We start from the raw sequence: 21,998 nt of genomic DNA, 5'->3' as shown, positions 1-21,998 counted from the left end.
CTTGTGCGACGGTCATGGCCTGGTTAACGCGGCCATCTTGCGGACAATTGCGCTCAACCTCCTGCGTCAACACGGATTTGCCTCACTCACCACTGCCATTCGACAACTCGCGCGCGACGTCCACCGTCTATTTTCCTTCTGCCAATGAATCAGCCCTGCCCTTCAAAAGGGGGACTTTGAAGAGCAGTTCGACTCCCTCCTTGTTAAGGAGGGCGGGGGAGGATCAATGCCTTTTAATACACACCCTAGCCGCGATCGCCTGCTGGTCGAGCCTGCGCCGTCTGCAACGCTTGAATTAGCTGAGCTAGCGAGGTTTCAAGCATCTGACCGGGATCGAGCTTCTGCCAGCCTTGTGCGGTCAGTTCGCGATATTCAAAGTGGAGATGTGGGCCAGTCGAGTATCCTGTACTGCCCACGCGCCCGATCACCTCGCCCTGATTCACCCACTGTCCCGGCTGCACAAACAGTTCAGACATGTGAGCGTAAAGCGTTTCAGCAACAGGCTCGAAACTGTTGCGATCGCGCGCATCCGGATCGTGATTCAAGACAACCGTCAGACCATAGCCGCGCATCCAGTCTGCCCGTGCCACCTGTCCCGAATACGCAGCTAGAACAGGAGTGCCCATTGGTGCACCCAAATCCGTGCCGCTGTGGAAGCGACGAGTGCCTGCGATCGGATGGACGCGCCAGCCAAATACAGAAGTAATCGCAGCGGGAATCGACAGTGGAAAAATAATGGCGGTGTTGTTGTTGCCAATGCGTCCTGGCGGACGAACGGTGAGATTGTAGAAGCGACTGCCGCTGGCGGTTGCGCTTGATGCGCTGATGGGACGAGTGCCGATCGAACGAGCGATCGCCCGCTGGCTGCGGCTCACCAGTGCCGGAATGCCTCTGCTGGCGGCGACACTGCTGGCCGTTGCATTTCTGGCTGTGCTGCCAGCGGCGGGGATGCGGCGATTGGCACAAACGCTGTTTGGCACACTCGCGCCTTGTCTGAGCGTGAATTGACATCCGGTCGATCGCTCCGACAGCACGATCGAGCCGGGACGCTGCTCATCGCGCTGGGTTGCCCCGATGCTGTAATTCGTTGTGTCGATGTAGGTGTTGGCGCTGGGAACCGAACGCTGAACAGGCGCTTCAACGACAGGTGTAGGTGCTGCGCGACGGGGAGCCGCTTGCCGCACAGGTGCGGGGCGAGGCGCTTCAACCGGAGCAATCGCTTCGGGACGAGCAATTTCGGGCTGCGGACGCACCACAGGTTCAGGCTGGGCAGCGGGTTCCGGAGCAGGTGCGGCAGGTGCAATTAGCTCTTGGGCACTGGGCACACTCGCAGCGGGATCAGCAGTTTGGGCAAGCGTCACGCCGCCGCTGAGCAAACTGAGTCCGCCTGCCCACCCAATGCCGTGCAGCAGCAGTTGCCGATAGGCTGAACGAGGAGCAGATGATTGAGCCGTGTGACGAGATGACATCATAAGCATCTGGGCGTGAAAGAGCAAAAGCGATCGCCAAAATCAGGGCGCAGGGCTTGAGACATCATAGCCGAAGATCGGCGGCTGACAATCAATTTCGATCGCACTTCAGCCATAGCCCAAGCTGATCGCTCCGGGCGGCAAGCAAATTTCTTGCGACCAAGCCGGATCATCCGGCGAAGGCAGACTCACCCGCAGTTCACCTCGTCGCGTCACGCCAATCACGCGCCCCCGATGATTATCAACCACGATCGCCTGTCCCAAATTCACCAGCAAAAACTGATAGTCCGGCAAAATCGCATCGATCCCCTGTTGCTGCCAGCGTTCATAACCGTTGAGAATGCCCGCAACTGCGATCGCCGCGAGCAGTTCCAGCGAAGTCAGCTTCGGCGCAACTTGCGGATGAAAGCGCTGTTTGAGAATGGTTTGAATATTGATCCCCGGTGGCGCAACTGAATTTTCCCAGTTGATCCCCACACCGACGACCGCTTGCCGAATGCGATCGTGCTGAAGGCGCGTTTCGATCAAAATGCCGCCGACTTTTTGGTTGCGATACACCAAATCATTCGGCCACTTCAGTCCGACGGGAATATCGTATTCGCGCAAAGCCGCTGCAATGCCCCAAGCGCAACTGAGTGTCAGTTGACCTGCTTCGATCGCCAGCAGATTTGGCGCGAGCGCCAGCGACAAATACAGTCCGCCCCGCTGCGACTGCCAAATCCTGCCCCACTGTCCGCGTCCAAATTCTTGACAAGCGGCGATCGCGCCTGTGCCTGCTGTCGTGCCTGCATCGAGCAGTTCCCACACCGTTCGATTCGTGGAATTGACCGTATCAAAAATTCGCAGGTCAAGCATTGGCAATCCGCAAGCGATCGCTCGCTGCGACAGCGCCAACTGTTCTAGCAAAACGGCAAAACGAGAAGAATCGACCACAGGTGAACAATCGATCGCAAGGTCGGCATAGACTAGCATAAAACGCTCTGCCCGACTCGCGAGAATTAGCGCTTCATGCATCATTGGTACTGGGAAAATTGCGAAGGTCTGTCCTACTTACGCTGTAGCCTGCTGGATGCTTGGCCGCACGGTTTTTTCACGCGCCAGTTCGCGCCGCGCCGTCCCGAAAGCTTAACGCCGCTTCTCGATCGAACTGCCTCAGTGAATTGGGTGCGGCAGGTGCATGGCAACGTGGTTCTATCACCCGATGAAATTGAAGCCAATGAAACCGATACCGTTCCGGGAGCGCTGCGCGATCGCTCCCCAGCAGACGGCGTAATTTCGACTCAGGCCAATCAAGCCGTTTGGGTGGCAACCGCAGATTGTGTTCCCGCTATCATTGCCGATGTTGCAACCGGTCAAGTCGCTGCGGTTCATGCCGGATGGCGCGGAACAAGCCTGCGAATTGTGCCCGCTGCGATCGCTCGACTGCAAGCGCAAGGCAGCCAGATTGAACATTTGCGCGTTGCTTTGGGACCTGCGATCGCCGGAGAAGTCTATCAGGTTTCGACAAGCTGCGCGGCAGAAGTGGCGGCTTCGATTTTTCCGGAAATTGAAGACGAGGTTCGCCTCGAAAAGCTAGCTCAGTTACCACAGTCGCCGCTGCTCAGCGATCCCCAAGTCGATCGCGTCCGGCTGGATGTGCGCGGCGTAAATCGCATTCAGCTTCAGCAGTTGGGCTTGGTGGCAGAACAAATTGCCACTGCTCCGTTTTGTACTTTTCAAGATGCAGATGACTTCTTTTCCTACCGACGGGAACGGCTTAAGCAGGTGCAGTGGTCGGGCATCGTCAGCCGCTAGCAGCTTCCTCTATCTTTAGACAGAAATTTCTGCTGTATAAAAGCTTATTTATAGTGATCTGAGATCGTCGCGATCGCAATTATCTTGGGTAGATGTACTTACCTTGGATCGAGTGAAACGCAGATGGGAAGCGAATTTTAAGCGATCGCAGCGAAAATGCACAGAGCAGTCAAAGACTTTACCAAAACTTTACTACTCCAGCCGGATGCAATCATTCCTCGCAATTCGTAAGATAAGGTCACATTTTCTTAACCTTTATTTCAGCCCTTATCAACAGGAGAATAGCTATGCGGATTGCCCAGATTGCGCCGTTATGGGAACGTGTTCCCCCGCCTGGGTATGGCGGCATCGAGTTGGTGGTCGGGCTGTTGACCGATGAGTTAGTTCGTCGCGGCCACGATGTCACGCTATTTGCCTCCGGTGATTCGATCACGCTGGCGAAACTTGAATCGGTTCATCCCCAAGCTCTGCGGCTTGACCCGACCGTGAAAGAGTACGGCATCTACGAAATGCTGCACCTGAGCCGCGTTTACGAGCAAGCCCAGGAATTTGACATCATTCACTCGCACATGGGCTGCGCGGCATTGCCCTACTGCAACCTCGTCAAAACTCCGACCGTTCACACGCTGCACGGCGTTTTCACCCCTGACAACGAAAAGCTGTTCAAATACGCTCGCAAGCAGCCTTACATCAGCATTTCCAACACGCAGCGCAAGCTTGAACTGGGTCTCAACTACGTCTCAACCGTTTATAACGGCGTTGATGTAGACAGCTACAACTTCTATCCGCAGCCGGACAATCCGCCCTATCTTGCCTTCTTGGGTCGGATTTCGCCGGAGAAAGGAACGCATCTGGCGATCGAAATTGCCAAGCGATCGGGCTGGCATCTGAAAATTGCGGGCAAGGTCGATGTCGTGGATGTCGAATACTACGAAACGATGGTCAAGCCACACATTGACGGCCAGCAGATTGAGTATCTGGGTGAAGCCAACCACGTGCAGAAAAATATTTTGATGGGCGGTGCGGTTGCCACCTTGTTCCCGATCACTTGGCGTGAACCGTTCGGCTTGGTGATGATCGAATCGATGGCAGCCGGAACGCCCGTGATTGCGATCGAACTTGGCTCCACCTCAGAAGTCATCGCGCACGGCAAATCCGGCTTCTTGTGTCAGGACATCGATGAATGCGTCGCCGCGCTTGACAAAATCCCCACGATCGATCGGCAAGCCTGTCGCCAGCACGTGATCGACAACTTCAGCGTGCAATGCATGGTAGATGGCTATGAAGCGGTTTATCGGCAGACGATCGAGCAAAAGGTCTCGCAAAATGGGCATTTGCGCTCGGTGAGCTTGAGCCGTAATTAGATTGCTTAAAGCATCGATCGAAAACTAAACATATTTCGCCAGGATTGTATTTTCAACCTGGCGTTTTCTTTTGAAGAATCTTATCTAAAATTAAATATTCATTACGCCATTCAGCGTTTATTCAAGCTTTACAGTTGGGCTGCGATCGCTTGCACTCTGGGTGCATCATAGAGAGATATGCCGATTGATACTTGATCCCCGCTCACCACTGATTTTGCTTACACGATGCCAGACATGATTGAACTGGATGGACGCACTTTTCTTCCCGCCGCTGAGTTTCCGTTGACTGAATGGCCTTGCGTCATTAGTGAGCGACCTCAGCCGACGCTGACCCTGAAAGATGACGACTTGTTTTTGATTACAGACACGCTCGGTAATATTTCGGGCTGCCTCGAAGAAGGAACGACCACGAGCTTAGGCTTGTTCTGTCGCGACACGCGCTTCTTGAGTCGGCTAGAGCTACAGATCGAAGGGCGATCGCCGATCCTGCTCAGCAGCAACGCTCAAAAAGGCTTTGTTCTGTCTGCTCTCTGTGCCAATCCGCAGGTGGACGATCGCCTGCCTGCCGAAACGGTTGGCATTCAGCGCGAACTCGTGCTCAACGGTGGCCTGTTTGAAGAACTGACAATCACCAACTACAGCACCAATCCCGTTAGCTTTGAACTCAGTTTGAGCTTTGCGGCAGACTTCATGGATCTGTTTGAAGTGCGCGGCAACGCTCGTGAACAGCGCGGCCAAATGCTGCGGCTTGCTAGCACAGAAGGCACGACAGAAGGCGAACAGCCCGAAGCGGTCGCTGCGATTGCAGGCGGGGAACACAGCAATCCCTACTCAGCCGAAGCAACGCTCAATGAAGCGATCGTGCAGGCGCAGCGCCAATCCGCTAGTTGGAACGGCATCCAAACCACAACGCCGCGCGAAATGACGATCGCCTATCAGGGACTCGACGGCACGCTGATGGAATCGCGCATCGAATTTGTCCACCAGCAGCCTTCCGCCCTAAAAGGCTACACCGCCGTTTGGCAACTGACGCTCGGTTCGCACGAAACGCAAAAGCTCGGCTATCGCCTGCAAATGCTTACGAACGGGCGATCGACTTCTGCCGTCAATCCGCCCGTCACTCTGATGCAGGCCAAAGCCGCCGAACTGCTCGAAGAAAAAGAGTGGGCGCAGCAGGTGACGCGGTTGCGATCGGACAACAAAGCCTTTAACCAGGTGATCGAACGCGCCGAGCAAGACATCTTCATCCTGCGGCAAACCTTTGGCAAGGATAAAGCGCTTTCTGCCGGAGTGCCCTGGTTCTCGACTTTATTTGGACGCGACTCGCTGATTGCCGCTTCGCAAACGCTGATTCTTGATCCGACCTTAGCTCGCCACACGCTCAACGTGCTTGCCCAGTATCAAGGCAAAACCGACGACAACTGGCGCGAAGAAGAACCGGGAAAAATTCTGCACGAGTTGCGGATGGGCGAAATGGCGCGATGCCACGAAATTCCCCACACGCCCTACTACGGCACGATCGACGCGACTCCCCTGTGGCTGATGCTCTACGCCGAGTATTACGCCTGGACGCACGATCGCGAAACGCTCGATCGCCTGTGGCTCAACGCCCTTGCCGCAATGGACTGGATCGACTTCAACCTGCAAGAAACCGGATATCTTGCCTACAACCGTCGATCGAAGCGCGGACTGGTGAATCAAGGCTGGAAAGATTCCGGCGACTGCATTGTCGATCGGCACGGCAAGATGGCAAAAGGCGCGATCGCCCTGTGCGAAGTGCAAGCCTACGTTTATGCCGCCAAGATTCGCCTGAGTGAAATTGCCCGGATGAAAAAGCGGCTCGATTTGGCCGATCGCTGGACGGAAGAAGCCGCCGACCTGAAAGAGCGCTTTAATCGTGACTTCTGGATGGAAGACCTCGATTTTTGCGCTCTTGCCCTCGATGGCGAAGGCAAACAGGTCGATAGCATTAGCTCGAATCCCGGTCACTGTCTGCATCTAGGCATCTTCACGCCCGATCGCGCCAAGAGCGTTGCGGAACGCTTGCAGGCTCCCGATATGTTCAGCGGTTGGGGCATTCGGACGCTCAGCAGTTTGTCTCCCGCCTACAACCCGATGGGCTATCACGTCGGCTCGGTTTGGCCGCACGATAACAGCCTGACGGCAATGGGATTGCGATCGATCGGCTATATCGATCAAGCTCTCGAAGTCGCACAAGGCTTGTTTGACATGACGATGCAGCAGCCTTATCAGCGTCCGCCGGAACTGTTCTGCGGCTATGAGCGCATGGGCGAAGATTCTCCGGTTCAGTATCCGGTCGCCTGTACGCCGCAAGCTTGGGCAACCGGAACAATCTTCCAACTGCTGCACATGATGGTCAACCTCGTGCCCGATGCACCGAGCAACTATCTCCGCATCATCGATCCCGCCTTGCCCGAATCGATTAACCGCCTCTCCCTGCAAAATCTGCGCGTCGGTCAGACTTTGCTGGACTTGGAGTTTGAGCGATCGAACGGCACAACCGCCTGTCGCGTCGTCAGAAAGCGCGGCAATCTGCGCGTGGTGATCGAAGCGTAGTTGAGTGTCGGGGATCAGGCCAACACCTGATCCCCGGTTTGGGAAGTGACGCTGTCGGAGTGATGGTCGCCTCTGAAGAGATTCTGAGCATAGAAAAGAAAAAGGGGCGATCGCTGTTCAGCCATCCACCCCCCTTGCAAGCTGGGTTCGATCGCCCTACGAAGCCAGCGCGACTTCCATCATCTGCTGAAGTTCGCCGGACTGGTAAAGCTCAATCAAGATGTCGGAACCGCCGACAAATTCGCCGTTGACATAGACCTGCGGGATCGTCGGCCAGTTTGAATATTCTTTGATGCCCTGACGAATTTCTGGATCAGCCAGCACGTCCACCGTTTGGTAAGGAACGCCCAACACGTTGAGAATTTGCACCACGTTGTTCGAGAATCCGCACTGGGGCATCAGCTTATTGCCCTTCATGAAGACAACAATCTTGTTGCTGCGGACGATTTCTTCAATGCGCTGCTGTACTTGTGGTTCCATAAGTTCGGATTTGAGGTTCGTTTCTAGCCTTATCCTAGCGAGGATCGGGATGCGATCGAGTTGCATCCCGCATCAAGCCGACTGACCGGACGCTGCCCACGCCTGCGGCGTAAAGGTTTTGATTGACAGCGCGTGAATTTCCTCAGTGGACATTGCCGCTTTCACCGCACCGTAAACAAGCTGGTGCTGCTGAAGCAGTCCTTTCCCTTCAAACGCCGAGGAAACGACGAGAACCTGATAGTGATCGCCACCGCCCGTCAGGTCTTGCACCTGCACTTGTGCGTCCGGCAATCCGGCCTTGATCATTGCTTCTACTTGAACTGGGTTTGCCATGCGACCTGAAAAACGCTTTTGCTACTAATTTAGCGGTTGGCTGGACTGAATGGGCGTTGCAGACGTGGCCGGAGCAGGTGCAGACGACGTAGAGCCGCTGTCTCTGGGAAAGGGCGAATCGACAAAGCCCAGTTCATACAGTTGCCGATAGGCTTGCTGGCCTAGATCGCGAGTCGGCTGCTGGCTGCGAATAATCTGTACCAAAAGCGGCACAGCCAACTCCGGACGATTTTGGGCGCGATGAACAAGCGCAAGCTGGTAGGTTGCTTGATCGCGCATCTGAGCGGCTTGAAGCGCCTGCTGTCGCTGGCTTTCGGTGATGCGGTTGTCGATGCCGGAGAAGCTGGCCGCAAGCTGCTGATAAAAGTTGGAAAGCTGGTTGTAGACTTGGCGGGCGTCTTGCAGCTTGCTGACGGCCAAGTCGTAGTTTTGAGCGTTGACGGCGGCACTCGCTTCGTTCATCAAGCGCTGCCCCCCCTGCATACTCAAAAGGCTGCCGTCTTGCGTCAGCGGGCGCAAATCGCTTTGCTGTGGCTGTAGCTCTTCATCGGGAACAGACAGCGATTGCGATCGCGCCGGAACCGACAGCGCTAGAGCGGCAGTAACGGACAGACAGGCCAATGAAAGAAATCGTTTGAGTGGCATGAAAGCAGCGTCTAATCTGTGAAAGAACAGGGCGAGCCAACCTAGGTATATTACCATCTGTGAAGCTTCACGAAATGGCACTGAGTTGAAAACTCACTAGGCTGAGCCATTCTAGACGGCGATCGCGCTGCAAAGTTCCATCACTTTCGATCATCAATCACCCGCTTCCAAAGCGGATGACTCGATCCCTGCTGGCGAATTTGCAAAACTTGCTTCTTCAAGCGCTGCACCTGCCGCTGGGAAATGCCAAACAAAATATTGTGGCTTTGCCACAGCAGAACCGAAACTGTCAAACCGATGCAGGTTGCCAGTCCGATCGCGCTCAACGGATTAAACGCCAAACCATAGCGCACTGCCGCCCAGGTAAAATATTCGCGCCACAGCGCAAACTCCGATCGCAACTGCCACAAGCTCAGCAGGCCGATCGTCAGCCAAGCCGCAATTGTCACCGCCCAGCGACCCTGCACCGTCACTTCATGTAATCGGCGCATTTGCTGACGCAGCAGCGGGTCAGGCGTTTCGGCATCGATCGGAGCGAGTGGATCTTTGACCATCGGCTTTAGGCATCGGCATCGATCGCATCAGCAGGAGCGGCGATCGCTTGTCCCGTTCGTTCCCGCCACAGAGCTAGTAGCGTACTGGCGATAAAGATGCTGGAGTATGCGCCCATTGTGAAACCGATGATCAAAGCTAGCGCGAAATATTTCAGCGTTTCGCCGCCGAACAGGAAGATCGCCGTCAGGGTAAGCAAAACGGTAAGCGTGGTGTTGATCGATCGCGTCAAAGTTTGATTGACGGCATCATCGACAATTTCATTAATGTGTCGATCGGGATGAAGCTGAATCGTTTCGCGGATGCGATCGTAAATCACGACCGTATCGTTCACCGAGAAGCCGACGATCGTCAGCAGGGCGACGATAAACAAGCTATCCACTTCTACGCCTGCGACCAAGCCGAGAATTGCAAAACTCCCAACCGTAATCAGAACATCGTGGAAGAGAGCGACGATCGCAAAAATTGCGTAGTCAAGCTGGAAGCGAATTGTCATGTAGGCTGTGATGCCGACGAACGAAACCAGCAGCGAGAGCAAACCCGATCGAAACAACTGCCGTCCGACGACTGGGCCAACCGTGTCGATCTGCGTCGCGTTGCGATCGAACTGACCGATTCGCTCTTGCAAGGCGTTGACGAGTTCGCCCCGCTGATCCACGTTCAAGGCTGACGTGCGGACGGAGAGACCATGCTGATCGACGACTTGAATGCTGCTGTTGCCCAACCCTTGCTCGTTGAGGATGTCGCGAACTTCAGCTAGATCGATCGGGTTGTCGCAGTTTCCGGGCTGATTGCAGTCTAGCTCTAGCTGGAGGCGCGTGCCGCCTACAAAATCGAGTCCGGGACGTAACGGCGCTTTGATGTCTGGGCGCGTCAGCGAAATGCCCATTGCGATGAGGCCGCTGAGGATAATGGCGATCGAAATCGTCCACCAGAGCGATCGCTGTTTGATAACTTGCAGTTTCATGAAGCGCCTCTATGATTTCGCAGGAGTAACGTTGGGAGCAAAAAGCTGGGGCTTCCGCAAGCCGGGAATGCTCAGCGCGACGAGCAGCAGCGTTCGGCTACAGGTCAAAGCTGTAAACATACTGACACCAACGCCCAAGGCCAGCGTCAAGGCGAATCCTTTCACCAATCCTGCACCCAGCCAAAACAGCGCAGCGCAAGCGATCAGCGTTGTCACGTTGCTGTCGAGAATGCTGGAGAAAGCGCGGTAAAAGCCAGACTCGACCGATCGATACAGCGTTTTTCCCGATTGCAGTTCTTCCCGCGTCCGCTCAAAAATCAGCACATTCGCGTCTACGGCCATGCCAATGCTGAGAATGAATCCAGCAATTCCCGGCAGCGTCAGCGTCACGCCCAAGACGGTGAAGATCGCAAAGGTCAGCAGGGCGTAAATGACAAGGGCAATGTCAGCAATCAGTCCGGGCAGGCGATAGTAAACCACCATGAAAATGAGAACGAGCGCGAGTCCGGCCAGTCCCGCGTAGATGCTGCTTTGGATGCTGTCGCGTCCCAAAGTTGCGCCGACCGTGCGATTTTCCACAATTTCAACCGGAACGGGCAGCGCCCCACCGCGAAGCTGCACGGCTAGCTCGCTGGCAGACTGGGCATTAAAGCCGCCAGAAATGCTCGCGCGACCTCCGGTAATTCCGCTTTCTGCATATTTGACTTCAACGCTCGGAGCGCTGATTAAATCGTTATCGAGGAAAATGCCAAGTCCGCGTCCGGTTCCGGCGATGTTTTTGGTGATTTCAGCAAACTTTTCGCCGCCTGCTTGATTAAAGAAAATTTCGACCTGCCACGCATTGCCACCGAACGTGACCGCTTGCGCGTCTTGCAGTTGGTCGCCTGTTAAACCTGTCTTGTCGAACAAAGCAGCGATCGCCGTTTGCGCTTTCGCGATCGCTGCCTGATTCTCGGCAATCTTCTCTTGATCTGCGCTGTTTTTCAAAGCTTCGCGTTCCGCTCGCAGCAGCAGCAATTGCTGATATTGGGCAGGAAATTCCGTTTCGGTTCCGGCTTTTTGCGATCGAAAATCAAGCTGCGCTGTGCCGCCCAAAACCCGCTCCGCCTCGGCAGGATCGCTAACGCCCGGAAGCTGAATGAGCAGTTGAGCGCGATCGGGAACGGGCTGCACGATCGCCTCGGACACGCCCAACCCGTTAATCCGATTTTCGATCACCTGCTGCACAGAGGAAAGCTTGTTGGCATCAATTTGGGGAACGGCCTCAGTCGTTTTCACCTGAAGCGTTAGCTGAGAACCGCCCTGCAAATCGAGTCCCAAGCGGGCTGGAACCTTGGCGATGATGCCGATCGCCAAAATGGTCAGCGCCAAAATAAACGCTAAAAGAAGCCGCTGCCTACCCATACTGATCGTCGCTACAACAACCGCTATGATAGCTGGATTTGACTCGTCTCGGCTTTTCAACAATTCGTGTGTCACTGAAGCTTGTCGAGATGATTGACGTCAAGGATTCGCCGCGTTTGAAAACTGACATATCTGGAGTTAGCAAGCTTGATTTTTAGAGACTAGAACCCTATCTAGGCAAAAACTATCAGCAGTGCTGTTTCTGCGAATGGATGGATAGATTGAGCTTTTGAAGTTGATCTTTTTGCCCCACAACGCTTGATAACTTTTGAATTCCAGTCGTCTGATGCATCAATTTCAGATGATTCGAGTATGCTGCTTAATCGCAACGAAAAGATTTCAAATGGCGACTACGATAGGTTCTGCTTTTGCTTTCTTTGCCATTTTTGCTTCTTTGCCATTGTTGTCCTCACCACGAGTTCAAGTCTCTTCATTTTTCTTGCGATCGCAGTCGGAGCTTTGGGAGGAATGTTTCGTGATATGGCCGCAGTCAGTCAAGTGAGGACAAGTTGAAGCGACAACCGCAACAGGGGACGCGCATCTCCCTTCATCCTTCATCTTGCGCTGTGAAGACTGCATCTCCACTTTCAGACGTTGTTTATCGCGAATTTCTTCTTTAACATTTGGCAAGATGCCATTTGAGAAAAGCCTGTGCAAAGCGACGACATCAAGCGAGAAGCGAACTTACTGTATAAGGCGATCGAGCCAGCGCTGGAACTGGGAGAAAACTATCGCGGAGTGATTTTGCGCGATCTAGCCCGGATTGTGCAGATTTGCGGGCGCAGTCATGGCGTGATTAGTTCGCTGGAGTTGCTAGCGTATTTGGTGCTGTATGGCCTGATCAAGCCGGATAAGAGCAAGCTGACAGCGGCGCTTCGGTGGGACGATCGCGCCAGTCGAACAGCGGCAGAAAAGGAAATTTTGCAAATTTTGCTGGATTTGACGAAGGAAGAGGACGATCGCCTCTTGCTGCCCTCGCTGCTGCATCAGCAAGATCAAGCGCAGGGAAGCAGTTTGCAAGAGCCGATCGTGAATGCGATCCACCGCTTCGCGCAGATGATTATTCGAGCGGATGGCGAAGTGACGCCAGATGAAACGGCGGCGCTCAATCACATCTGGCAGCTTTTGCACACCTACCGACCGATTCCGGCGGAACTGCAACCGATGCCAACCGAAACGCTAGAGCAGGTGATGGCCGAACTGGATGACCTCGTGGGAATGCAAAATATCAAAGAATCGGTGCGGACGCTGACGAACTTTCTCAAAGTTCAGCAGGTGCGAAAAGAGCGCGGTTTGGCGCAAACTTCGGTTTCGCTGCACATGGTTTTTGGCGGGCCACCGGGGACGGGGAAGACGACGATCGCTCGTCTCACCGGACGCTTATTCAAAGCATTGGGAATTTTGAAAAAAGGGCATCTAGTCGAAACCGATCGCGCTGGCCTCGTTGCCGGATATGTCGGACAAACGGCGAAGAAAACCGATGATATGGTGAATTCTGCCCTCGACGGCGTCTTGTTTATTGATGAAGCTTATGCGCTGTCACCGCCCGGAGCAGGAAATGATTTTGGGCGAGAAGCGATCGACACTTTGCTCAAGCGAATGGAAGATTTTCGCGATCGATTGGTTGTGATTGTGGCGGGCTACACCGATGAAATGAATCACTTCATTGAAGCAAATCCCGGATTAAAATCGCGCTTCAATCGCTATTTTTATTTCGCCGATTACCCACCGGAAGATTTGCTCGCCATCTTCACAAAAATGTGCAGCAAAAGTAACTTTAATCCGACTGAAGAAACGCAGGCAAAACTGAAGCAAATGTTTGAGCAGCTTTATGCAAATCGCGATCGCACGTTTGGCAACGGTCGCTTGGTTCGCAATCTGTTTGAAAAAGCGATCGAACAGCAGGCGAATCGATTGGCGAGTGCGGCGACTTTGACGGATGAAGAGCTTGTGACCTTGCTGCCGGAAGATTTGCCCGCGATCGAGTCTTTGAGTTCTGCGCCGATCGCAGAGCGCTCCCAGAACGGGATCGCAGAGCGATCGCAAAATGGTATCGGCGCTCAGATTTCGCCGCCTGTTCCTTCTGATGCGGCGCGATTTGCCACGTTGCTGAATGAAGCGCTGCCAGATGGAACGATGGCGGAAGTGAGTACGAACGGCGATCGCCTGCAAATCGCCTTTGAAGGAGCGGCTTTGTCTGATTTCGATGCGATGTCAAACCTGGTTTGCAAAACCTTGAAGCGGCTGAAGCTGTCAATTCCGCAAATGCAGCTAATGGGACAGGCGAACGGAGAAAACTGGAGCCGCAAGTTTGAAGTTCAGTAGTGGGCGGCTCAAGAAATCTGCGACAGTTCCGGGCGAGCAAACTGGACGAGCCAATCTTTGACGTGGCGCGTAGCGCGGCAGTCGTCTTCGTTGTAGCGCAAGATGGCATTGAGGAAAAACGGATCGCCCGTCGATCGCCACTGCGCGTACCAGTAGATCGATTGTGCGCCGCTGGCATCCGCATCGCGCCAGTCAAAATTCAGCCAGCGGGCGATCGGCTTGAGCGCATAGCTTTCCACAGGCAGCGTGGCAACGCGAGTCACCCGCTCGTGCAGATCGACGAAGCGATCGAGCAAAGGTTCAATCTGCATGGCAGGCGTTCCGAAAGCAGCAGCTAGACGCTGCACGGTTTGCACTTCATACGGGCAAAAGTGGAAGATTGGCGCGTTGCCATACTGAGTGACAAGGGCGAGGAACTGCTGCCACACGATCGCCTCGGATGCTTCATCATCCGCCCAAAGTGCGTGAAAGGTTTCAGTTTGCGCGATGCGATCGACTACCAAAACGCCGTGCAGATACGCCAAATTGTGATCCGGTGCGGATTCAATGTCGTAGTAAAGCTCGATCGGGGCGGTCGGCAGTTCGGTTTCAGTCAGCAGAATGTGTGAGGGAGCAGTGTAGATTGGCAGGGCGCGGTTTTGCAGTTGCGATTGCGCTTGGCGAACCAGTCGATCGGCCACGTGAATGCCAAATCCGGGCAGCGATTCAAGCTGTTTGGGACGAGCGATCGCTAAGGCTTCCACCGTCAGCAGTTCGATCGCCTGAAGCTGCACATAGCGGCTCGGTGTTACACCCGGAAGCAGGGACAAATGATTTTGCTGCTGGGCAATTTCGTAGCAGTGACCCAGCCAGGGACAAAGATCGCAGCGATTGTTGGCGATGAAAACTTCGGGTTCTTGCTGAGTTTGCAGCAGTTCGACGCAGGCTTGCAAAACATCTTCCATGCGCGGCAGCATTTCCGTCAGATTCACCGCATATTGGCCGCGCTGTCGCAAAATCAACCAGGTTTTTGACCAGGTGCGCTGTACGCCAGCGAGAACGAAAGCGTGGAAAGCAGCCGTTAGCTGATAGTCGAGCTTTGGGCGTTTGCCGAGTCGAATGTCGATCGGCGCATAGTGCCAGTCGCCCAAAATCGAGTTTCCCGACTGACGCACAAGCAGATCCGGGCAGCTTACTAAGGTGATGCCGCCATCGATCGGCAGCAGCAGAACGCCTTTGGTGATGCGATCGACGCCCTGCCGCATCAGGTCGAGCGTCGCCGCTGCTCCGGCGTTCCAGTCGCCTTTGGGGTAGACAGGTTGGAACTGCGCGATCGCGTCAGCCAGAATCGTGCGTCGATGGGCAAGACTGTCTTGCCGGAGCTTCAGCACATAGTCGCTCGGCGGGTCGCGCTGCGTTTCGTCCCCAAAGCGATCGAGAAACGCCCGACGACGACATCGCTGAAAATTGAAGAACAGTTCATCAGTCAGCCACATTCGATCACGCTGCGAAGAGGAACAAGTCAGTAACCGACTGTTGAGTGCGAACGTTGAGTGCGAACAACGAACTTGTTTAAATTCTGGCAAAAATTGTTCACTTTTGAACGCTAACGTGCATATCCGCCCGGATTCAATCGCACATTCGCACAAAATTCGCTGGATGTGAGCGCGGCTTCAGGGACAGGCTGAATGTAGAGATAGCCGATCGATTCCAGCGGAATCGGCTCAGACAACGTGATGGGGCGATCGATCGAGCCAATAAACGCCACGCCGCGATTAGAAGCTGTCAGCGGTGCGGTTTCGCTCAGGTCGAGCAGCAGTTCACCTGCGGATTCGCGCTGGGTGAGATTTCTTGCGCCTTCACAGCTTGTTGGCACCCCCTGATTGTGACTGCTAAACAAGCCATAGGTGTAGGCAGTTCTGGCTTCAAGATCGTTCATCGTGAAGTAGTAGCCCGTCACCTGATTGGCGGCATTGAGAATGAGTGCGCCACTGCCAACGGTGTAGCTGAACCGTTGTGGATAGCCGCCCACTTCGCGAATGGTGCGGATGCTGGGAGGTCGGGTGGTGGAGACGATCGCCAGCGGCACAGTCTGCACCTGCGCCCAAGCTGCATCTGCCACCAGCCCCAAGGCCAATCCAACCAGTACCGTTTTCAGCATCGATCGATCCCCTTCCCTTTGATTGGGAACTGCGTACCTAAAACCAGGAAATCAAACCAGGAAATCAATTTCTTGGCTAAAAGCTCAAGTCAGTTGAAACGAACTTCAAGCGATCGCACTCAGCTCATTTCAATGAGTTTAAGCTTTGAGCCGGAACTTGACACGGCATTCCCACCACAGCGATTCACGTTCGATCGCAGCACTTCAAACGAGGATTGATACAATTCCAAAAAGTTTCGCCTTTCCACCATGACGATCGCTTCCTCTCCGCAACTCGCCCTTCATCGCCAGCAGTTTCCCGCGCTTGCCAACAAAGCTTACTTCAACTACGGCGGACAGGGGCCGATGCCGCAAGCCGCGATCGATGCCATCTTGCAGGCACACAATCAGGCGCAGCAGCAAGGACCATTTTCCGGGCAGGTGAATGCCTGGATGATGCGGGAAGCCGATCGCGCCCGCAGTGCGATCGCCGCTGAACTGCAAGTCGATCCCAGCACAATTACGCTGACGGAAGATGTCTCGGTTGGCTGCAACATCGGGCTGTGGGGCATCGACTGGCAGGCGGGCGATCATCTGCTGGTTTCGGATTGCGAGCATCCGGGCATTATTGCGGCGATTCAAGAGATTCAGCGCCGATTTGCGATCGAAGTCTCGGTCTGTCCATTGCGCGAAACGTTGAATGAAGGCGATCCGGTTGCGATCGTCACTCAGCACTTGCGACCCAACACGCGCCTGTTTGTCGTCAGCCACATTCTGTGGAACACAGGCCAAGTCTTGCCGCTGGCTGAAATGGTCGCCGCCTGTCAGCAGTTCGCCAGCCGTCAGCCGATTCGCGTTTTGGTGGATGCCGCGCAGTCGATCGGCGTTCTGCCCTTGAATCTGGCCGAACTGAACGTTGATTTCTATGCGTTCACCGGACATAAATGGTGGGGCGGCGCGGCAGGCGTGGGCGGACTGTACGTGCGACCCGAAACGAGGGAAAGCTTGAGTCCGACGTTCATCGGCTGGCGCGGCATTGTGTATGACGATCGCGGACAGCCGAGCGCATGGCGACCCGATGGCCGACGCTACGAAATTGCCACGTCTGACTTTACGCTGTACGGCGCTTTGTGTGCGGCGATCGCGGTTCAAAACGAATGGGGCACGCAGGCCGATCGCTTCGATCGCATCCGCAGCTTGAGCAAACAGCTTTGGCAGCAGCTTTGCGAAGTTCCGCAGATTCGCTGTCTCCGCGCTGCACCGCCGGAAGCGGGACTGATTTCCTTTCAGGTGACGACCGGACAGGCACATGCGGCGATCGTCCAAGCGCTAGAGCAGCAGCAAATTTTCGTCCGCACCATTCTCGACCCGGACTGCATTCGCGCCTGCGTCCACTATTTGACACTGGAATCGGAAATCGATCGATTGGCAGCCGCGATCGCGAATGTAATCCGATAACTGAGATTTTGCACCTGTGGCATGACCCGCCCTAAATTGAAATTTGGGCTAACAACGAAAGTCAGTTGAAACTGACTGAAAACCAGGCTGCGTTAAGGTTTTAACCCGTTTCAACGGGTTTGTGCTTTCAGCCCGAAATTGATTTCAGGGCTGTGTTGCAACAGGTGCAAGATCTCGGTCAATCAACGTAGTTCCAAATCAGTTTGCCAACCAGAACGGAAGTCACAGTTAGAAATAGCGGCTTGATAATTTTTGCGCCTCTTTGGGTGGCAACCGAAGCACCCAAATAAGAGCCAATAATCGAGCCTGCTGCGCCCGATAGACCGATCGCAAAATTGACGCTTCCCATCAGTAAAAATGCAATCAGGGCAGTAATGTTGGTGATGAAATTGATTACTTTGGCGGTTCCAGTTCCCTGCAAGAAATTGAGCGAACCGATCGAAACCAAGGCAAATACTAAAAACGTTCCGGTTCCTGGTCCAAAAAATCCGTCGTGAAATCCGATCGCCAATCCCCAAAATGCCAGCTTGAATTGTTGCGGGCGATCGAACTTCACCTCACTGTTTGCTTGACCAAATTCCGGTTTGACAAGCACAAAAATCGTGATGCCGATCATCAGCAGAATCACGATCGGTTCTGCCCACTGTTTCGGCAAAAAGCCGATCGACTGACTGCCTAAAAACGCACCGATCGCAGCGGGAATTCCCATCCACAAACAGGCCGTTAGATTCACCTGTTTCGCTTGAGCGAATCTGAGCGAACTGGTGAGCGCTCCAAATGTACCGCACAGCTTGTTTGTGGCGACTGCGGCTCCGACGGGTAGACCGCTGAGCAGAACGGCGGGAAGTAGAATTAAACCGCCGCCGCCTGCGATCGCATCCACAAATCCAGCCAGCATACCTGCGGCAAAAATTCCGATTAAAAACGTCCAATCCATCGCAAACCACAAGCAAATTGCTTTTCTATAATTGAAGATTTCACATCGAATTGCAATCTTGCTTGTGATAGAAGAAATCAGCGGGAATAGCGACTTTCAATCCACGATCGCACTTCTGCTTCTGAGCTAAATCCCATCACAGAATTTGTGTGCGGATCATAAACGCGCCAAGCAAAACCCGATCGCGTTTTGACTTTCCAAATTTGAATTTCTGCGCCGCGAGTGAGATTTAAGACAAGCGATCGCCAAAGATTTTGTAGCAGGATTTGGGCAGTTGAAAAGCGCGTCAATCCTTCAAGTCTGCGATATTCTTTGGAAGTTGAAGCGGTGATTGGAAAAGCTTTCATCGTGAAGAATCCTCTTCAAACGGTGGTGTAGCTTCACTATGCGCGATCGATTTTCGGCTGCAAAGGTACAAAAAAATTAAATTTAACTGGTACAGTTTTTGCATTGAGAAACTGTACTGGTAGAACTGAAGAAAACTGTACCAGGTGAAAGATTGTAAGATCGCGTATAGTGCCCAATAGCGATGCATTGCGGGCAATTTGAAGCGATGCATCTTGACGTTGCACAGGGGAAATTGTGCCGTGAAAATCATTCTCGATCGCCGATCGTCCGAGCCAGTTTATCTGCAAATTCGCAACCGCATTCGCCACCTGATTGAAGCTGAAAAATTGCAGGCAGGCGATCGACTTCCCTCAATTCGCGCCCTTGCCGAAGCCACGCAGGTCAACAAGCTGACCGTGATCGAAGCCTACAGCATGTTGGAGGCGGACGGCTTGATTTATGCGCGTCCGGGAGCCGGATATTTCGTCTACGAGCAGTCGATCGAAACGCCCGTTCCGGCTACGTTTGCACCGCGTCAGGAAGTGATCATTCCCGAAACCAGGGAGATGTCGTATTTCGAGATTTGTACCGCTGTGGGTCATGCCAATTTGCAGGAGGATGTGATTAATTTCGCCTCTGGTTTTCCGATGATTGGCGCAGTCGAAGACCTCCAGCGCATTGCGCGACGGGCAGTCAAAGGCGTGGGCGATGAACTGTTTCGCTATGACTTTCCGCAAGGACAAATCGGCCTGCGAAAGCAAATCGCCCAACTGCTGCTGCACAAAGGGCTGGAAGTTTCGCCGGAAGAACTAATCGTCACAAACGGCTCGATGCAAGGGCTGTCGCTGACAATGCAGCACTATCTGAAGCCGGGAGACTGGGCGATCGTCGAATCTCCGAACTATCACGGCGCACTCGCGGTTCTGCAAGGCATTGGCGCACGAGTGATTGGCATTCCGATGACACCCGACGGCATGAATTTGATGCTGTTGGAACAGTATTTACGCAGCCATCGCCCCAAGCTGATCTATACGATCAGCACGCTGCACAATCCAACCGGAATCACCACCTCACAGCCGCACCGCCAGCAGCTTTTGGCACTGGCCGAACAATACGATTGCGTCGTGCTGGAAGACAACGCCTATGAAGGACTCAGCTTTGAGGCCGTACCGCCGCCGATTAAAGCGATCGACCGCAGCGATCCCACCGGGATCAGCAAAGCTGGCCGCGTCATCTACCTCGGCACTTTCTCGAAAACGCTGATGCCCGGATTGCGCGTTGGCTACATGGTCGTGACGGGCACGGCGTATCAGGCATTGCTGGAACGAAAGCTGCTCAGTGATTTATGCGTGTCTACCGTGTCGCAGGCGATCGTCAGCGAATATCTAGCAACCGGACACTATCGCCGCTATCTCAATCAGTTGCGGACGCAAAACCTGACGAATCGAAACACAATGCTGAAAGCGCTAGAGCGCTATTTTCCCCAAGAAGCAACCTGGACGGTTCCGAATGGCGGCTTGTTTCTGTGGGTGACGCTGCCGGAGGGTCTGCCCATGCAGGCGATTTGTCATGCCGCCGCGCTGCAAAAAGTCTTTATCGTTCCCGGATCGACCTTCTTCCCGAATCAGCAAGGCTATCCGGCTTTACGGCTGAATTTTTCGCAGTCTCCCGAAGCGATCGAGCAGGGCATCCGCATCTTGGGCGACCTGCTCAAGACGCGCATGAAGCGCTGCTCCTGAAAAAGTGAAAATCAGCTAGTAAAGCTGGAAATTTGCTCAAGAAAAGTAACAGCTTTAGCAAAAAATCGCGATTTTTCTCCGATAAGCTTAAGAACTTGTTAAGGCTGTCGTTTTTGCAGCCTTCTCCAGCTAAGTTAGTCTGCAAGATACCTCCTAACTGCGTCTCCAGCCTCATCCGTTTTTTCCTTCGGGTCAACGAGTGAGGCTGATATTTTTCGGGTGTGTTGACGAGTCTACTCTTGACCTGCAAGGGGCACGACCTGTCATGCCCCTACGGACGCTCGGCACTACGCAAGGTAGGACGCTTGCGGCTGAGTAGCCTGCCACAGCTTGTAGACTAGGAATTCAGCGCGATCGCCCAAAGCGGCAATGAACGTGCCTTCATCCGAATCGGCAGTTTCCGCGATCCAGCTTCCCTGAACGCAGATTTCCATGAACTGCTCGTCAACGGGCGACAAGCTCGCTTGCGCTTCTTGACGCAGCAGCACTTCAAGCTGATCGAGTCCGGGCGCATCTGCCGCAATCAAGAACGAGGCTCGACCCGCTTGGACATGCAGAGTTTGACCCGCCCGCAGTGCCAGCAAAACGCGCTGAGCGACCATCACTTCGATCGGCGCGGCGATCCGCTCCAGGTACAAATCCGACTCGGTGTAGTTCAGCTTCAACATCAGAACTCGCCTCCTTTCAAGTCTTAACTGATTCGTCTTGCTGCGCCCAGAACATTTCGGCAAAGGCAACAGCCGGATGCATCGGTGCTTTGGGCTTGGCTTTCAGCGTCATGCCTGTGTCTTGCAGCCAGCGATCGCCCTTTTTGCCGTTACAGGTCGTGCAGGCTGTCACCACGTTGTCCCAGGTGTGGGTTCCGCCTTTCGATCGCGGAATCACGTGATCGAGCGTCAGGTGCTTGGTGCTGCCGCAGTATTGACAGGTGTGGTTGTCGCGGCGCAGCACTTCGCGGCGGTTGACGGGCGGCACTTTCCACAGGCGCTCTGGATTGCTGCCCGTCAGCCGGATATGCTCGGAAACGTAGTAGACCTGACTGGGAGAGCGAATCGGCCAGTGCTTCGTGCTGCTGTCGAGCGATTCGGCTTGTCCCGTCACGAGCAGGGCGATCGCTCGCTTGATGTTGATTCGCGCCAGCGGCAAATAGTTCTTGGAGAACACCACCACTGAGTTTTGCAGCACGGCGATTTGACTGGGTTGCGCTTGCACTGGCTGTTGCACTTGCATGGAAGAAAGCTCCTAAAAAAATTTGCCCCCGCTTTTTGATACTTCAAAAGCGGGGGCAGGCAGCTTCGGGCGGCTGGGTTGCCTATGTGGGTGTAGCGAACCTACACCTTCCGCTTTGAGTTGATCGATCGCTATCTTTGATGGCCTCTGACCGCAGGGCGATCGCGCCAATTGAATGATTGGGCATCGCAAAACCACGCCCTTCACCCACGACAAACAGCGTCGGTAAATACCAACCCGTGAGGGGCTGGCTTGGCCGATCGCTGAGGCAGAGGTGG

20 protein-coding genes are annotated in these 21,998 nt (G+C 54.3%); 6 read left to right on the top strand and 14 right to left on the bottom strand.

Features of this window, described 5'->3' with window-relative positions:
• Nucleotides 1-245: 245 nt before the first annotated feature.
• Entirely contained in the window at nucleotides 246-1,472 is a 1,227-nt protein-coding gene (locus H6F67_RS05605; RefSeq protein WP_242020514.1) for a M23 family metallopeptidase, read from the bottom strand.
• Nucleotides 1,473-1,577: 105 nt separating this feature from the next.
• Nucleotides 1,578-2,441, bottom strand: coding sequence for a biotin--[acetyl-CoA-carboxylase] ligase (locus tag H6F67_RS05600; protein WP_190764188.1), 864 nt, complete (start codon nucleotides 2,439-2,441; stop codon nucleotides 1,578-1,580).
• A gap of 36 nt (nucleotides 2,442-2,477) precedes the next feature.
• Between H6F67_RS05600 and pgeF the strand changes: the two genes are divergently transcribed.
• The 3 genes from pgeF to H6F67_RS05585 all read left to right on the top strand — a co-directional run bounded on the left by pgeF (nucleotide 2,478) and on the right by H6F67_RS05585 (nucleotide 7,204).
• Complete coding sequence (gene pgeF / locus H6F67_RS05595) at nucleotides 2,478-3,263, top strand: peptidoglycan editing factor PgeF (protein ID WP_190764180.1); 786 nt, start codon at nucleotides 2,478-2,480, stop codon at nucleotides 3,261-3,263.
• Between the two features lie 287 nt (nucleotides 3,264-3,550).
• Nucleotides 3,551-4,627: a glycosyltransferase family 4 protein gene (locus tag H6F67_RS05590; protein WP_190764178.1), complete on the top strand. Its 1,077-nt coding sequence runs from the start codon at nucleotides 3,551-3,553 to the stop codon at nucleotides 4,625-4,627.
• A gap of 225 nt (nucleotides 4,628-4,852) precedes the next feature.
• Entirely contained in the window at nucleotides 4,853-7,204 is a 2,352-nt protein-coding gene (locus H6F67_RS05585; RefSeq protein WP_190764176.1) for an amylo-alpha-1,6-glucosidase, read from the top strand.
• Nucleotides 7,205-7,360: 156 nt separating this feature from the next.
• Here H6F67_RS05585 and grxD read toward each other — a convergent pair whose 3' ends face one another.
• The 6 genes from grxD to secD all read right to left on the bottom strand — a co-directional run bounded on the left by grxD (nucleotide 7,361) and on the right by secD (nucleotide 11,585).
• A complete protein-coding gene (gene grxD / locus H6F67_RS05580) occupies nucleotides 7,361-7,684 on the bottom strand; it encodes a Grx4 family monothiol glutaredoxin (protein ID WP_190764174.1) in 324 nt (107 codons plus the stop codon).
• Nucleotides 7,685-7,756: 72 nt separating this feature from the next.
• Nucleotides 7,757-8,017, bottom strand: a complete 261-nt coding sequence (locus H6F67_RS05575; RefSeq protein WP_190764172.1) for a BolA family protein — start codon at nucleotides 8,015-8,017, stop codon at nucleotides 7,757-7,759.
• Between the two features lie 24 nt (nucleotides 8,018-8,041).
• A complete protein-coding gene (locus H6F67_RS05570) occupies nucleotides 8,042-8,662 on the bottom strand; it encodes a hypothetical protein (RefSeq protein ID WP_190764170.1) in 621 nt (206 codons plus the stop codon).
• A gap of 140 nt (nucleotides 8,663-8,802) precedes the next feature.
• Nucleotides 8,803-9,216, bottom strand: a complete 414-nt coding sequence (locus tag H6F67_RS05565) for a hypothetical protein (protein ID WP_190764169.1) — start codon at nucleotides 9,214-9,216, stop codon at nucleotides 8,803-8,805.
• Between the two features lie 5 nt (nucleotides 9,217-9,221).
• Nucleotides 9,222-10,181, bottom strand: a complete 960-nt coding sequence (gene secF, locus H6F67_RS05560) for a protein translocase subunit SecF (protein ID WP_190764167.1) — start codon at nucleotides 10,179-10,181, stop codon at nucleotides 9,222-9,224.
• A 9-nt stretch (nucleotides 10,182-10,190) separates the two neighbouring features.
• On the bottom strand, nucleotides 10,191-11,585 hold the full coding sequence (gene secD, locus H6F67_RS05555) for a protein translocase subunit SecD (RefSeq protein ID WP_190764165.1): 1,395 nt from the start codon (nucleotides 11,583-11,585) through the stop codon (nucleotides 10,191-10,193).
• 651 nt (nucleotides 11,586-12,236) lie between these two features.
• On the opposite strand from secD, the gene H6F67_RS28320 reads away from it, so the two are divergent.
• A complete protein-coding gene (locus H6F67_RS28320; RefSeq protein WP_199304253.1) occupies nucleotides 12,237-13,910 on the top strand; it encodes an AAA family ATPase in 1,674 nt (557 codons plus the stop codon).
• Nucleotides 13,911-13,918: 8 nt separating this feature from the next.
• On the opposite strand, the gene H6F67_RS05545 is transcribed toward H6F67_RS28320, so the two are convergent.
• Together H6F67_RS05545 and H6F67_RS05540 are read right to left on the bottom strand one after the other, a co-directional pair.
• On the bottom strand, nucleotides 13,919-15,385 hold the full coding sequence (locus tag H6F67_RS05545) for a TM0106 family RecB-like putative nuclease (protein ID WP_190764162.1): 1,467 nt from the start codon (nucleotides 15,383-15,385) through the stop codon (nucleotides 13,919-13,921).
• Nucleotides 15,386-15,495: 110 nt separating this feature from the next.
• Nucleotides 15,496-16,050: a hypothetical protein gene (locus tag H6F67_RS05540; protein WP_190764160.1), complete on the bottom strand. Its 555-nt coding sequence runs from the start codon at nucleotides 16,048-16,050 to the stop codon at nucleotides 15,496-15,498.
• A gap of 249 nt (nucleotides 16,051-16,299) precedes the next feature.
• Here H6F67_RS05540 and H6F67_RS05535 point away from each other — a divergent pair, with 249 nt between their 5' ends.
• Entirely contained in the window at nucleotides 16,300-17,487 is a 1,188-nt protein-coding gene (locus H6F67_RS05535) for an aminotransferase class V-fold PLP-dependent enzyme (protein ID WP_190764158.1), read from the top strand.
• A 178-nt stretch (nucleotides 17,488-17,665) separates the two neighbouring features.
• On the opposite strand, the gene H6F67_RS05530 is transcribed toward H6F67_RS05535, so the two are convergent.
• Nucleotides 17,666-18,424 carry a TSUP family transporter gene (locus tag H6F67_RS05530; protein WP_190764157.1) on the bottom strand — a complete coding sequence of 253 codons (759 nt, stop codon included), beginning with the start codon at nucleotides 18,422-18,424 and terminating at the stop codon, nucleotides 17,666-17,668.
• 77 nt (nucleotides 18,425-18,501) lie between these two features.
• On the bottom strand, nucleotides 18,502-18,771 hold the full coding sequence (locus H6F67_RS05525) for a hypothetical protein (protein ID WP_190764156.1): 270 nt from the start codon (nucleotides 18,769-18,771) through the stop codon (nucleotides 18,502-18,504).
• A 240-nt stretch (nucleotides 18,772-19,011) separates the two neighbouring features.
• Between H6F67_RS05525 and H6F67_RS05520 the strand changes: the two genes are divergently transcribed.
• A complete protein-coding gene (locus H6F67_RS05520; RefSeq protein ID WP_190764155.1) occupies nucleotides 19,012-20,490 on the top strand; it encodes an aminotransferase class I/II-fold pyridoxal phosphate-dependent enzyme in 1,479 nt (492 codons plus the stop codon).
• Nucleotides 20,491-20,777: 287 nt separating this feature from the next.
• On the opposite strand, the gene H6F67_RS05515 is transcribed toward H6F67_RS05520, so the two are convergent.
• Both H6F67_RS05515 and H6F67_RS05510 read right to left on the bottom strand, forming a co-directional pair.
• On the bottom strand, nucleotides 20,778-21,158 hold the full coding sequence (locus H6F67_RS05515; protein WP_190764154.1) for an alr0857 family protein: 381 nt from the start codon (nucleotides 21,156-21,158) through the stop codon (nucleotides 20,778-20,780).
• A 16-nt stretch (nucleotides 21,159-21,174) separates the two neighbouring features.
• The gene (locus tag H6F67_RS05510) at nucleotides 21,175-21,720 is read right to left on the bottom strand and encodes an HNH endonuclease (RefSeq protein ID WP_190764153.1); all 546 of its coding nucleotides are present in this window, start codon (nucleotides 21,718-21,720) and stop codon (nucleotides 21,175-21,177) included.
• Nucleotides 21,721-21,998 lie beyond the last annotated feature (278 nt).

It is taken from the genome of Microcoleus sp. FACHB-1515, from assembly GCF_014696105.1.
GTDB lineage: Bacteria > Cyanobacteriota > Cyanobacteriia > Elainellales > Elainellaceae > JAAUTJ01.
The sequence above is the reverse complement of the archived record's forward strand: the minus strand, read 5'-3'. Positions and strand labels throughout refer to the sequence as shown.

Excerpts from the sequence above, each read along its gene's own strand:
- secD (WP_190764165.1), bottom strand. The coding sequence starts at position 11,585 with ATGGGTAGGCAGCGGCTTCTTTTAGCGTTTATTTTGGCGCTGACCATT.
- secF (WP_190764167.1), bottom strand. The coding sequence starts at position 10,181 with ATGAAACTGCAAGTTATCAAACAGCGATCGCTCTGGTGGACGATTTCG.
- H6F67_RS05585 (WP_190764176.1), top strand. The coding sequence starts at position 4,853 with ATGCCAGACATGATTGAACTGGATGGACGCACTTTTCTTCCCGCCGCT.
- H6F67_RS05530 (WP_190764157.1), bottom strand. The coding sequence starts at position 18,424 with ATGGATTGGACGTTTTTAATCGGAATTTTTGCCGCAGGTATGCTGGCT.
- H6F67_RS05570 (WP_190764170.1), bottom strand. The coding sequence starts at position 8,662 with ATGCCACTCAAACGATTTCTTTCATTGGCCTGTCTGTCCGTTACTGCC.
- grxD (WP_190764174.1), bottom strand. The coding sequence starts at position 7,684 with ATGGAACCACAAGTACAGCAGCGCATTGAAGAAATCGTCCGCAGCAAC.
- H6F67_RS05590 (WP_190764178.1), top strand. The coding sequence starts at position 3,551 with ATGCGGATTGCCCAGATTGCGCCGTTATGGGAACGTGTTCCCCCGCCT.
- H6F67_RS05545 (WP_190764162.1), bottom strand. The coding sequence starts at position 15,385 with ATGTGGCTGACTGATGAACTGTTCTTCAATTTTCAGCGATGTCGTCGT.
- H6F67_RS05525 (WP_190764156.1), bottom strand. The coding sequence starts at position 18,771 with ATGAAAGCTTTTCCAATCACCGCTTCAACTTCCAAAGAATATCGCAGA.
- H6F67_RS05575 (WP_190764172.1), bottom strand. The coding sequence starts at position 8,017 with ATGGCAAACCCAGTTCAAGTAGAAGCAATGATCAAGGCCGGATTGCCG.
- H6F67_RS05515 (WP_190764154.1), bottom strand. The coding sequence starts at position 21,158 with ATGTTGAAGCTGAACTACACCGAGTCGGATTTGTACCTGGAGCGGATC.
- H6F67_RS05535 (WP_190764158.1), top strand. The coding sequence starts at position 16,300 with ATGACGATCGCTTCCTCTCCGCAACTCGCCCTTCATCGCCAGCAGTTT.
- pgeF (WP_190764180.1), top strand. The coding sequence starts at position 2,478 with ATGCATCATTGGTACTGGGAAAATTGCGAAGGTCTGTCCTACTTACGC.
- H6F67_RS05565 (WP_190764169.1), bottom strand. The coding sequence starts at position 9,216 with ATGGTCAAAGATCCACTCGCTCCGATCGATGCCGAAACGCCTGACCCG.
- H6F67_RS05605 (WP_242020514.1), bottom strand. The coding sequence starts at position 1,472 with ATGATGTCATCTCGTCACACGGCTCAATCATCTGCTCCTCGTTCAGCC.
- H6F67_RS05600 (WP_190764188.1), bottom strand. The coding sequence starts at position 2,441 with ATGCTAGTCTATGCCGACCTTGCGATCGATTGTTCACCTGTGGTCGAT.
- H6F67_RS05540 (WP_190764160.1), bottom strand. The coding sequence starts at position 16,050 with ATGCTGAAAACGGTACTGGTTGGATTGGCCTTGGGGCTGGTGGCAGAT.
- H6F67_RS05510 (WP_190764153.1), bottom strand. The coding sequence starts at position 21,720 with ATGCAAGTGCAACAGCCAGTGCAAGCGCAACCCAGTCAAATCGCCGTG.